Source organism: Rhodoferax sp. BLA1, from assembly GCF_013416775.1.
In the GTDB taxonomy this organism is placed as follows: Bacteria; Pseudomonadota; Gammaproteobacteria; order Burkholderiales; family Burkholderiaceae_C; genus Rhodoferax.
In genome coordinates, this window is the sequence record NZ_SZVI01000012.1 from 367304 (window position 1) to 379737 (window position 12434).

9 protein-coding genes are annotated in these 12434 nt (G+C 63.3%); 5 read left to right on the plus strand and 4 right to left on the minus strand.

Features of this window, described 5'->3' with window-relative positions; genetic code table 11:
- Positions 1-72 precede the first annotated feature (72 nt).
- From FDG13_RS14525 to FDG13_RS14545, 5 genes are all read left to right on the plus strand, one after another.
- Positions 73-1521 carry a PLP-dependent aminotransferase family protein gene (locus FDG13_RS14525; RefSeq protein ID WP_180129119.1) on the plus strand — a complete coding sequence of 483 codons (1449 nt, stop codon included), beginning with the start codon at positions 73-75 and terminating at the stop codon, positions 1519-1521.
- 128 nt (positions 1522-1649) lie between these two features.
- Entirely contained in the window at positions 1650-2900 is a 1251-nt protein-coding gene (locus tag FDG13_RS14530; RefSeq protein WP_180129120.1) for an ABC transporter substrate-binding protein, read from the plus strand.
- A gap of 358 nt (positions 2901-3258) precedes the next feature.
- Positions 3259-4128, plus strand: a complete 870-nt coding sequence (locus FDG13_RS14535) for a carbohydrate ABC transporter permease (protein WP_180129121.1) — start codon at positions 3259-3261, stop codon at positions 4126-4128.
- Positions 4129-4240: 112 nt separating this feature from the next.
- Positions 4241-5101 (plus strand): carbohydrate ABC transporter permease, encoded by an 861-nt coding sequence (locus FDG13_RS14540; RefSeq protein ID WP_180129122.1) that lies wholly within the window; start codon positions 4241-4243, stop codon positions 5099-5101.
- A 4-nt stretch (positions 5102-5105) separates the two neighbouring features.
- Complete coding sequence (locus FDG13_RS14545; RefSeq protein WP_180129123.1) at positions 5106-6176, plus strand: ABC transporter ATP-binding protein; 1071 nt, start codon at positions 5106-5108, stop codon at positions 6174-6176.
- A 26-nt stretch (positions 6177-6202) separates the two neighbouring features.
- Here FDG13_RS14545 and FDG13_RS14550 read toward each other — a convergent pair whose 3' ends face one another.
- The 4 genes from FDG13_RS14550 to FDG13_RS14570 form a co-directional block, all read right to left on the minus strand.
- A complete protein-coding gene (locus FDG13_RS14550; RefSeq protein ID WP_218942736.1) occupies positions 6203-8800 on the minus strand; it encodes an EAL domain-containing protein in 2598 nt (865 codons plus the stop codon).
- Positions 8801-8913: 113 nt separating this feature from the next.
- Positions 8914-10335: a sensor histidine kinase gene (locus tag FDG13_RS14560; RefSeq protein WP_180129124.1), complete on the minus strand. Its 1422-nt coding sequence runs from the start codon at positions 10333-10335 to the stop codon at positions 8914-8916.
- Positions 10332-11033, minus strand: a complete 702-nt coding sequence (locus FDG13_RS14565; RefSeq protein ID WP_078364341.1) for a response regulator transcription factor — start codon at positions 11031-11033, stop codon at positions 10332-10334. The genes FDG13_RS14560 and FDG13_RS14565 overlap by 4 nt, the downstream gene beginning before the upstream one ends.
- Positions 11034-11129: 96 nt before the next feature.
- Positions 11130-12389 (minus strand): multifunctional CCA addition/repair protein, encoded by a 1260-nt coding sequence (locus FDG13_RS14570; protein ID WP_180129125.1) that lies wholly within the window; start codon positions 12387-12389, stop codon positions 11130-11132.
- Between the last annotated feature and the right edge of the window lie 45 nt (positions 12390-12434).

The following is a 12434-nucleotide window of genomic DNA, read 5'->3' on the forward strand; positions in this document are numbered from 1 at the left end:
ACAGCTGCCGCCACCGTGTGGTGGCAAGCCAGCTGGGTTGAAGTGTTGGCAACCTTGGAGGGAGTACACACGATGTTGGTCAGAACCCGGTCACAGTCCTTGTCCGCACAACTCGCGGCGCGCCTGGCAGAGCGCATCAACAGCGGTCTGCTGGCTGCGGGTAGCCGCCTGCCTTCGGTGCGTTTGTGTGCGCAGCAGCAGGACGTGAGCCCGAGCACGGTGGTGGCGGCCTACGACCAGTTGCTGGCGCAGGGCCTGGTGGAGGCCCACAAAAACCGCGGCTTTTTTGTCAGAAATCGCACGCTGGCCCTTGTAGATAAAGGGCAGGTTGCTACAAAAAATGTGGATCTGATGCCGCCCGGTGCCAGCTCGGTTGGCAGCGTTTTTGCGGCGCAGCATGTGCCGGTCAACGCCACCGCACTGATCCGTGGCATGTTCCAGCGTGGCAGCGACAAACCCCAGCCCGGCCTGGGCGCCTTCCCGCCGGACTGGCTGGAGACCGGTTTTTTGCCCGCCGCCATCCGCCGTGTCAGCAGTGGTGCGCAGCTGCGCGCCTTGTCGCTGCAGTATGGTGAACCCGCCGGAGACTCGGGGCTGCGCCAGGCGCTCTCGGCCCGGCTGGCGGCGCTGGCGATTCCGGCCACCGCGCAGCAGATCATCACCACCGTGGGGGCCACCCACGCGCTCGACATCGTCAGCCGCACCCTGCTGCGCACCGGTGACTGTGTGATGGTGGAGGAGCCCGGCTGGGCCATCGAGTTTGCCCGGCTCGACGCCCTGGGCATGCGCATCCTGCCGGTGCCACGCGGGCCGGACGGGCCGGACCTGGCGGTGATGGCGCGGTACTGTGAGTTGCACCAACCCAAGCTCTTTGTCAGCGTCAGTGTCTTGCACAACCCGACCGGTTTTTGCCTGAGCCCGGGCAGTGCGCACCGCTTGTTGCAGTTGGCCAGCGCGCACAACTTTGTGATTGTGGAGGACGACACCTACAGCCACCTGGCGCCCGAACACGCCACCCGGCTGAGTGCGCTGGACGGTCTGCAGCGCACCATCTACGTCAGTGGTTTCTCCAAAATCCTGGCGCCCGGCTGGCGCATCGGTTTTCTCGCCGCACCCACCCATCTGTACGAACAACTGCTCGACACCAAGCTGCTGGCCACCCTGACCACCCCGGCGCTGCTCGAGAAAGCGCTGGCCTGGTGCATCGAACAGGGCCAGCTGCGCCGCCATGCCCAGCAGGTGCGCACCCGGCTGGCCCAGGCGCGGGGGCGCAGTGCGACGCTGGCGCTGGCGGCGGGGTGCCACTTTGTCGCGCCACCGGCGGGCCTGTTTGGCTGGGTCGACACCGGGGTCGACACCGACGCGCTGGCACAACGCATGCTGGACCTGGGTTACCTGCTGGCGCCGGGCTCGCTGTTTCATGCCAATCGGGCGCCCGGCACGCTGATGCGCATCAACTTCTGCACCACACAGGACGCGGTGTTCTGGCAGGTGTTTCAGGAGATGCGCGCCAGCTTGTGAGCAGGAAAGCTTGATCTGCAGCAACAGCAACAAGGGTAAGCCCGCATTGTTTGGGTGTTTTATTAATTAACAATTAATTAATTCGGGTGGCGCTGTGCGTCTGCCTGGATCGATTTTCAGGAGTGGACATGGTCAAACGAATCCCGACAGCGCTTGCCGTGTTGTGCCTGCTGGCTGGTAGATGCGTGCTGGCGGGTGAGGTGGAGGTGCTGCACTGGTGGACCTCGGGCGGCGAGGCCCGGTCCATGGCCGAGTTGAAGAGGACCATGCAGGCCCAGGGCCACAGCTGGAAAGACTTTGCGGTGGCCGGGGGCGGTGGTGACAACGCCATGACCGTGCTCAAAAGCCGCGTGATCGCGGGCAACCCGCCCGCAGCCGCCCAGATCAAGGGTCCGGCGATCCAGGAGTGGGCGAACGAGGGCGTGCTGGCCAACCTGGATGCCACCGCCAAAGCCGAAAAGTGGGACAGCCTGCTGCCACCGGTGGTGGCCAACGGCATGAAATACCGGGGCAGTTATGTGGCCGCACCGGTCAATGTGCACCGCGTCAACTGGATCTGGGCCAACACGGCGGTGCTCAAAAAGGCCGGTGTGGCAGGCATGCCCAAGACCTGGGACGAGTTTTTTGCCGCCGCAGACAAGGTCAGAAAAGCCGGTTTGATCCCGTTGGCGCATGGCGGGCAGAACTGGCAGGACCTCACCGTCTTCGAGTCGGTGCTGCTGGGGGTGGGTGGGCCTAAGTTTTACCAGGACGCGCTGGTCAAGCTCGACCCTGCCGCCCTGAACAGCCCGACCATGGCCAAGTCGCTGGAAACCTTTCGCAGGCTCAAGGCCTACACCGACCCGGCCGCCCCGGGGCGCGACTGGAACCTGGCCACCGCACTGCTGATCCAGAACAAGGCCGCCTTCCAGATCATGGGGGACTGGGCCAAGGGAGAGTTCAGCGCCGCAGGCAAGTTGCCCGGCAAGGACTACCTGTGTGCCGCCGCGCCGGGCAGCACCAATGCCTACACCTTCAATCTGGACTCGTTTGTCATGTTCAAGCTCAAAAGCGCCGGGGCGCAACAAGCCCAGGCCGATCTGGCGGCCGCCCTCATGGGCACCACCTTCCAGCAGACGTTTAACCTGAGCAAGGGCTCGATTCCGGTGCGCCTGGGCATGGACATGAGCAAGTTTGACGACTGCGCCAAGCTGTCTGCCAGAGACTTTGCCACCTCTGGCAGGGCGGGCTCCCTGGTGCCATCCATTTCCCACGGCATGGCGGTCAAACCCGCCATCGAGGGCGCGATCAAAGACGCGGTGAGCCAGTTCTGGAACAACGACAAGATCAGCGTGGCCGAGGGTGTCAAAAGCATCGCCAAGGCGGCGGCGACGCAGTGAATCGAGCACACATGTTGAGACAACGGTTTTTGCGGCGTTTGCTCCCGGCGATGGTTGGTGGCGTTGGTGGTGATCGCCCGCTGCAGGGCTGGGGTATGTGTCACCGCTCATGTCCCCCGCCCTGCGGGCTCCTCCTTGACTTCGCTATGACACGCACCCCATCCCTGCAGCTGACAGCGTGGTGTGCAAGTCTGGCAACTCCAGCGTATCGGACCGAGTGGGTTGGGTGTTCTGCGAAGCGAGGTAAAGGGGGAGGCCGAAGGCCGGAGGACACGAGCGCAGCAGAGCACCCAGCCCGCGCGGTCTTGTGCAGACGCAGCGCGAACAGGCCCTCCAGGCTCGGCACAGTGTGCTGCCTATGAAGTCCCTTGAAAACCTATTGCCCAAACTGGTGGTTGCGCCAGGCTTTGTGCTGGGGTTTGCCTTCATCTACGGGCTGATGATCTGGAACGGTGTGCTGTCGGTCACCAACTCACGCATGTTGCCCAACTACGATGAGTTTGTTGGGCTGGAACAGTATGTGCGCCTGTGGGACATGGAACGCTGGCACGTTGCGCTCCAAAACCTGGTTCTTTTCAGCCTGCTGTATGTGGGCGGCTCGATGCTGCTGGGCCTGCTGCTGGCGGTGTTTCTGGACCAGAAGATCAGGGGTGAAGGCGTGTTACGCACCATCTACCTGTACCCCATGGCGCTGTCCTTCATCGTCACCGGCACCGCCTGGAAATGGATTCTGAACCCCAGCCTGGGCCTGGAGAAACTTTTGCACGACCTGGGCTGGACATCGTTCGGTTTTGACTGGCTGGTGCAGAGCGACACCGCCATTTACTGCGTGGTGATCGCCGGCATCTGGCAGTCCACCGGTTTTGCCATGGCCCTGTTCCTGGCGGGCCTGCGGGGTATTGATGACAACATCATCAAGGCCGCGCAGATCGACGGCGCCAGCTTGCCGCGCATTTACTGGCGCATCATCCTGCCGATGTTGCGCCCGGTGGTGTTCTCGACCATTCTGGTCTTGTCCCATCTGGCGATCAAGGCGTTTGACCTGGTGATGGCGCTCACCGCGGGCGGGCCGGGTTATGCGTCGGACCTGCCCGCCACCTTCATGTACACCATGAGTTTCACGCGTGGCCAGATTGGCCTGGGGGCAGCCAGCGCCACCATGATGCTGGCCACTGTGGCGGCTATCGTGGTGCCTTACCTTTACAGCGAGCTGCGCGAAAAAAGATGAGCCCCCTGAGCCGCTTCGCGTCTTCCCCCCTGACGGGGGGACGCACCCTATGGCCAGGCGTAGCCAGTTCCATGGGTGCTCCCACACATACCCCATGCTCGGGCAAAGACGCATGAATGCCAAATTGTTGCTGTTGTCGCGTCTGCTGGTGTACGGCGTGTTGCTGCTGGCGGCGCTGTTTTTTCTGGCGCCTTTGTATGTGATGTTGGTCACCAGCTTCAAAGATGCCGAGCAAATCCGTTCCGGCAACCTGGTGAGTTTGCCGAAAGGGCTGAACCTGGATGCTTGGCGGTTGGCCTGGTCCAGCGCCTGCACCGGGGTCGACTGCCGGGGTCTGCAACCCTATTTTTTGAACTCGGTGACGATGGTGGTGCCTGCGGTGCTGATCTCCACCGCCTGGGGCGCGGTCAACGGGTATGTGCTGAGTCTGTGGCGTTTCAGGGGCTCGGAGTTCTTGTTTGGCTTGCTGCTGTTTGGTGTGTTCATGCCGTTCCAGGTGGTGCTGTTGCCGATGAGCCAGGTGCTGGGGGATCTGGGCCTGTCGAGCTCGGTGTTCGGGCTGGTGCTGGTGCACAGCCTGGCGGGCATGGCGGGCACCACGCTGTTTTTCCGCAACTACTACAGCGCCATCCCGCGCGAGCTGGTCAACGCCGCACGTCTGGACGGTGCGGGTTTCTGGCGCATCTTCTGGCGCATCGTGTTGCCGATGTCCACACCGATTTTGATGGTGACGCTGATCTGGCAGTTCACCAACATCTGGAACGATTTCCTGTTTGGGGTGGCCTTCAGCGGTGCCGACAGCCAGCCGATCACGGTGGGCCTCAACAACCTGGCCAACACCAGCAGCAGCGTCAAGAACTACAACGTGGACATGGCCGCCGCCATCATTGCCGGCCTGCCCACCATGCTGGTCTATGTGCTGGCTGGCCAGTATTTCGTCAAAGGCTTGACTGCTGGTGCCGTCAAAGGATAAGAACATGGCAGCTTCACTCCACATTGCGGGCATTCGCAAGGTGTTCGGCAAAGGTCCCCGCGCGATTGAGGTGCTCAGCCACATCAACATCGATGTGGCGCCGGGCGAGTTTCTGATTCTGGTCGGGCCCTCGGGCTGTGGCAAATCGACCCTGCTCAACATCCTGGCCGGGCTGGAGGCGCCCACCGAAGGGGAGTTGTGGATCGGTGGCAAAAACGTGGTCGACATGCCACCGGCGCAGCGCGACATCGCCATGGTGTTCCAGAGTTATGCGCTGTACCCGACCATGAATGTGGCGCAGAACATCGGCTTTGCGCTCGAGATGCGCAAGATCCCGCTCGATGTGCGCACCCGCCGTATCCACGAGGTGGCCGCCTTGCTGCAGATCAAGCACCTGCTGGAGCGCCGCCCGGCGCAGCTCTCGGGTGGTCAGCGCCAGCGGGTGGCCATGGGCCGGGCGCTCGCGCGTGACCCGCAGCTGTTCCTGTTTGACGAGCCGCTCTCCAACCTGGACGCCAAGTTGCGCGTGGAGATGCGTGCCGAGATCAAACGCCTGCACCTGCTCAGCGGCATCACCAGCGTGTATGTGACGCACGACCAGATCGAGGCCATGACGCTGGGCAGCCGCATCGCGGTGTTGAAGGACGGCACACTGCAGCAGATTGGCACCCCCTACGAGATTTACCGCCAGCCAGTCAACACCTATGTGGCCGGGTTCATTGGTTCACCCACTATGAATTTCATAACAGGTAACGCAAGTGGTACAAGGGCTGATGGCCAATTTTCCTTTGAAGGAGGGGTTTTGCAGCTGCCCGCACCGGTGGCCGGGGCGGTGACCCTGGGCCAGCGCCCGGAGCACATCCACCTGGCTGATGATGCGCCCTGGCGCGGTGAGGTCACGCTGGTGGAGCCGACCGGCGCTGACACCTATGTGGTGGTCCAAACTGGTGCCGGGCTGATCAATGTGCGTGTGCCGCCGAGCACCCCGGTGGCCGTGGGTGACAACGTGGGCCTGACCATCAGCAGCCGCCACAACAACTGGTTTGATGTCCAGACCGGTGTGCGACTCGGCTAAGGTGAACACCTGGCCCGCCGCCTGGCTCAGAGCGCGGCGTTGACGGTAGGTGGGTGGACGTGGATCTGGCCACAGATCTGTTCAAACTCGGCCGCACTCACCGGCCTCGAGAAGAAATAACCCTGGCCAAAGTCACACCCCGCTGCGGCCAGCAGCGCGCGCTGCTGCTCGGTCTCGATGCCCTCGGCCACCACCTGGATGCCCAGCGCATGCGCCATCGCGATGATGCCTTGGCACAGCGCCAGGTTGGTGGACTGCGGCGCCAGTTGGCGCACAAACGACTGGTCGATCTTGATCACGTCGATGTGGAACTTCTGCAGATAGGCCAGCGACGAGTAGCCGGTGCCAAAGTCGTCCAGCGAGACCTGGATCCCGTCATCCCCCATGGCCAGCAGCTGTTCGGTCACCCCGGCGCTGGTGGACAGCAGCAGGCCCTCGGTGATCTCCACCACGATGCTGTCGCCACCGAGCCCGCGTGCACGTAGCTGCTCGATCCAGGGTGTGGCTTGTGGGTCAGGGTTTTCAAACTGCACCGGTGACTTGTTGATGCTGATCTGGAAGTGCGGGTGCAGCTGGGTGCGCCAGGCCTGCACCTGGTCGGCCGCCTGCTGGAATACCCATTCACCCAGGGCACCAATCAGCCCACTGCTTTCGGCCACCGGGATGAATTCACCCGGGTTGATCAGGCCGCGTGTCGGGTGTTGCCAGCGCAACAAGGCCTCGGCCTTGTGGATGACCCCCGTGGCTAGGGTCACGATCGGCTGGTACACCACCCGGAACTGCTGCTCAACCAGCGCCAAGCGCATGTCCCGGGTGAGCTGGGCCCGCCACTGGGCGGCTTCTTGCAACGCGGGTGTGAAAAAGCTGAAGCGGTTGCGCCCGGCGGCTTTGGCCACATAGAGCGCCTGGTCCGCATTTTTGAGCAGGCCTTCAATCTCCAGCGCATCATCGGGGTAAACCGTGACACCGATGCTGGCCGAAATGAACACCTGGTCGAGCCCCAACTGGAACACCCCGCCGAGCGAGCCCAGCAACTTGTGCAACACCGCTTCCAGGTCAGCCACCTGCGGCAGTTCGGTCACGATCACCATGAATTCGTCACCCCCCATGCGCGCTACGGTGTCAACTTCGCGCAGGCAGTGGCTGATGCGTTGGGCGGCCTCGGTCAGCAGCAGGTCGCCGCGGTCATGGCCCAGGGTGTCGTTGACTTCCTTGAAGCGGTCCAGGTCGATGAACAGCAGCGCCAGTTTCAGCCCATCCCGTCGGCATTGCTTCATCTCCTGCGCCAGACGTTCACGCATCAGGCGGCGGTTGGGCAAACCGGTCAGCGTGTCAAAGTGGGCCTGTTGCCAGATGGTGGCCTCGGCCGCCTTGCGTTCGCTGATGTCGGTGTGGGTGCCAATCATGCGCAAGGCGCGGCCCTGGGCGTCCCGGCTGATGACCATGCCGCGCGATAACACCCATTTCCAGCTGCCGTCTTTGCACAACACGCGGTGTTCGTTGCTGTAGGTGGCGGTGAGCCCGTCCAGGTGGGCTTGGCGGTCGCGCCGCACCCGCTCCAGGTCGTCGGGATGGGTGTGTCGGTCACGGTCTGCCAGGCTGGCCCGCAGGTCACCCTCCTCAAAACCGTACATGCGCAGCAGGCCTGGCGACAGGTACTCTTCGCCGGTGGGTACGGTCAGGTCCCACAGGCCGTCGCCAGTGCTCTCCAGTGCCAGGCGCCAGCGTTCTTCGTTGGTCTGCAGCGCTTGTTTGGCGCGGAAGTAGTCGGTGACGTCGGCAAAGGTGCGCACCATGCCACCGTCTTCCAAGACCTTGCTTTTGACCTCGAGCATGCGGCCTTGGCGTGTCTCGCGCACATAGTGGGCCGGAGGTTCACCCAGGCCGTCGCTGCGCACGTAGGCGCGTGCGTTCTCACTCACAAACAGCTCACGTTCACCAAAGTCACCCCGATTGAGCTGAAACGCACTGAACTGCGTCAAGGTGGGGCGGGTCATCAATAACTCAGGGGGCACCTCCAGTAACTCACACACACGTGGGTTAAAGCCGACGATGCGCTTGTTGGCATCCAGCAGAAAAATGCCCTGGCTGATGTTGTCCAACGTGGTCTGCAGCATGCTGGACTTCTCGTGCAACTCGGCATTGAGCCTGGCCAGCTCCTGCTCGGTGGCTTTGCTCTGGGAGATGTCGGTGTGGGTGCCCATCATGCGCAGTGGCTGGCCATCGGCACTGCGGGCAACCATCATGCCGCGGGTGGCAATCCATTTCCAGCTGCCGTCCTTGCAGCGCAAGCGCATGTCGACGGCGAAGTAGGGTGCCTGGCCACGTTGGCAGGCGTTGGCCTGGGCTTCCAAGTGATCGATATCGTCCGGGTGAATGAGAGCCACAAACGTCGGGTAGTCCAGCTTCAGTTCATCGCCGGCGTAACCAATCAAATGCTCCCACTGCGGTGAATGGGTTTGCTGGCCGGTGACCAGGTTCCAGTCCCAGAAGCCAGCACCAGAACCCAGCAGCGCCAGCCGCCAGGGGTTGTTGTCCTCCTCTGTGCTTTGGGGGTCAACCGCACTCGGCATGGTGCTTTTCACCACGGTGGACGGGGTCGGGTTGACGGCTGGATGTTTCACTGGCGGCTGTGGTGGAGGCTATCCAGTCTGAGGAATGGCAACGTGGGCTTCACGACAATTCAGTATCTCATGAGCTCAGCGCGCGTCCCGCAGTGAAGGTCAAGCGGCCAAACTCAAGGCTCGGGCGCAGGGGGTGTGGTGATGCGTGGCAACAACAGCTGCACCCGCAGACCATGGGGCTGCGCCGCCAGCGCCAGGGCCTGCCCACCGTGGCGCAGGGCAATCTCTTTCACAATGGCCAGGCCCAGCCCGCAGCCGCCCGGCAACTCGTTGGCGCGCCAGAACCGGTTGAACACCTGCGGCAAGTCCTGTTCAGACACCCCGACGCCGTTGTCTTGGACCTCCAGCACCACCTGGTCGGCTACGGTGCGGGCACTCAGGGTCACCTCCGCGCCCGGGCCGGCATAGGTCAGGGCGTTGTCGATCAGGTTGCTCAAGGCTTCGTGCAAGAGCAGGGCTGCACCAGCCACCATCAGGTGCTCTTCGCCTTCATAACCCAGGTCGATGTTCTGTTTGAGAGCGCGTGGTGTCCACTCGCGTGCCACCTCGCGCGCCAGCGCCGCCACATCCAGCGGTTGCAGCTTGACCTCGACCTCGTTGCGCGCCAGTGACAGCAACTGGTGCACCAGGTGGGCACTGCGCTGGGCGCCTGAGAGCACCTTGTTGAGCCGGTCCTGTCGCGCCTGCGGGTCGGTCTCGGTCAGGGCCAGCTCGGTCTGGCTGATCAAACCCGCCAGCGGGGTGCGCAGCTGGTGCGCCGCATCGTTGAGAAAACGTTTTTCCTGGCTCAGGCTGCGTCGTACCGCCGACAGCAGCTGGTTCACCGCCGTCGCCAGGGCATGGACCTCTTGCGGGGCTTGTGTCAGCTCGATCGGCGACAGCGCGTGCACGCTGAGCGACTGGCGGTCACCCAGCTGCGCCTGCAGGCGTTTGAGCGGCTGCAGCCCGCGCGAGATACCGGCGTAGACCAGAAAACTCATCAATGCCACCAGCAGCATCAGCGGTGCCAGCATGTCGGCAATCAGCTCACTGGTCAGGCGTTGTTGCAGGGCCAGGCTTTTGGCCACCTGCACGCGCAGGCGTTGCGGCGCATCGGCCTCGCCGTAGTCCAGCTCCAGCAGGGCCAGGCGCATCGGTTTGCCATCGATGTGGGTGGTGTAGAGCAGGGCGTCACGGCTGTTGGCCGCCACCGTGATGGCGGGGTCGGGCAGCTTGGCGTTGCCCAGCAAAAAATGCCCGGGTGGGCTCGACACCATGTAGCTGACTCGGTCTTGCGGGTCCTGTTCGATGATGTCCTGCGCCGCACGCGGAAAGTCGATCAAGAGCCCGGAGCCAATCGGTTTGACCTGGCGTGCCAGCGAACGCACTGACTGGGTCAGCGACTGGTCGGTGGCTTTTTCGGCGTAACTCAGGGCGATACGGTAGGCCAGTGCGCCACCCACCAAAAACAGCACCAGTTGGGGCAGTAGCAGCCACAGCAGAAGCTGGCGTTTGAGTGACAGACCCTGCCCGGCAGGTCTGGCCTCGGTGTTCATTGCGGCGTGGTTTCCAGCATGTAGCCGAGGCCGCGCACATTGCGGATGTTCAGGCCCGAGTCGACCAGTTTGCGGCGCAGGCGGTGGATGTAGACCTCCAGTGCGTTCGAGGCGGAACTCAGGCTGTCGCCGGGTTCGGCCTGCCAGGTTTCCAGCACATCCTCACGGCTGACCACCCGCCCGGCGTGGGTCACCAGCAGCGACAGCAGGGCCCATTCACGCTGGGTCAGGTCCAGCGGCTCGTCCCCCAGCCAGGCTTGTGGCAGGGTGGCGTCGACCCGCAGGCGCCGGGTGCTTTGGCTGGCCACTTCCAGGCTGCCACCAAAGGCCGGCAGCGCGGCACGGCGCAGGAGCGCGCCGAGCCGGGCCTGCAATTCGGCCATGTCGAAGGGTTTGGTCAGGTAGTCGTCGGCACCTGCGTTGAGGCCCTGTACCCGGTCATCCACATCGTCGCGTGCAGTCAGGATCAGCACCGGCAGCGCGGGCAGACGTTTGCGCAACCAGCGCAGCAGTTCCATGCCACTGATCTTGGGCAGGCCCAGATCCAGCACCACACCGTCAAAGCGGTCGGACTCCAGCAGCCGTTGTGCCAGTTCGCCATCGGCCGCCGTGGTCACTGCATGACCGAGTTGACGAAGCTGGGCGCTTAAACCATCACGCAGCAGTTCGTCGTCTTCAATAATCAGCAAACTTGACATGTTGCAAGCATAACCCAGCGGATTTCGCCCAAGTTTGATCTGTGAGGGGTTTTCTGGCCGGTGTGTCAGTCTGTGCAGCGCCCACGGTGCCCGGTTTCAGTCGGGCAGGGCGGCAAACACCGCCGCGACCCGGGCCTGGTGCATCAGTTCACCAATTTTTGGGCCGCTAGCTCCCGTATTCATTGCTTTTTTAGCTATCTCTTTTGTATCAACGTCTTGCATCAGCGCCAGCACCTTCAGCAGCCGTGGGCGCTGTGGGTAGCGGGCCTGCGCATGCCCGAGTCGGCCACGGGCATCACATTCGCAGGCCAGCAGCATCTCGGCAAAACGCTGCGGTTTTCGCAGCGCGTCGCAGCGTTCCAGCAGACGCACCAGGGCGCTGGCGCTGACATCGGTGCTGCGGTGGATGTTGCTGTGTTCCCGCGCCACCACGTCGGCGAGTTCGCGGCATTCGGTGGGCACACGCAGGCGCTCACAGACCCCTTTCAGCAACCGGGCGCTGCGCTCTTCATGGCCGATGTGGCGCGGTAACACGTCGGCCGGGGTGTTGCCCTTGCCCAGGTCGTGGCACAGGCAGGCAAAACGCACCGGCAGCGGGGCTTGCAGGCGCGCGGCCATGTCCAGCACCATCATCAGGTGTACACCGGTGTCGACCTCGGGGTGGTAGTCGGCGCGCTGGGGCACGCCCCACAGGCGATCCACCTCGGGCAGCAAGCGCGCCAGCGCGCCACAGTCGCGCAGCACCGCGAACATGCGTGAAGGTGTGGCCTCCATCAGCCCGCGTGAGATTTCCTGCCAGATGCGTTCTGGCACCAGGTGATCCACCTCGCCGTCTTCCACCATCTCACACATCAGCGCCTGGGTTTCAGGTGCCACGGTGAAGTCGGCAAACCGTGCAGCAAAACGGGCCACCCGCAGGATACGCACCGGGTCTTCGCGAAACGCCGGGCTGACGTGGCGAAACACTTTGGCCGCCAGGTCCTGCTGGCCGTGGAACGGGTCAATCAGGGTGGTTTTAGTATCAAACTGGCCGTTGGCCCTTATGGCATATGGGTGAGTAGCTATGGCGTTGATAGTGATGTCACGCCTGGCCAGATCGTCTTCGAGTGTCACGTCGGGTGCGGCGTGGATGACAAAGCCGTGGTAGCCGGGCGCGGTTTTGCGCTCGGTGCGTGCCAGAGCGTATTCCTCGTGGCTTTGTGGGTGTAAAAACACCGGGAAGTCTTTGCCCACTGGCACATAGCCCTGGTCAAGCATAGCCTGCGGCGTGGCGCCCACCACCACCCAGTCGCGGTCACTCACCGGCAAGCCCAACAGGGCATCGCGCACCGCACCACCTACAAGGAAGATTTTCATGGCCGCAGTTTACTGAGCTTAGGCGCCGTCAGACACGGCTTTCGC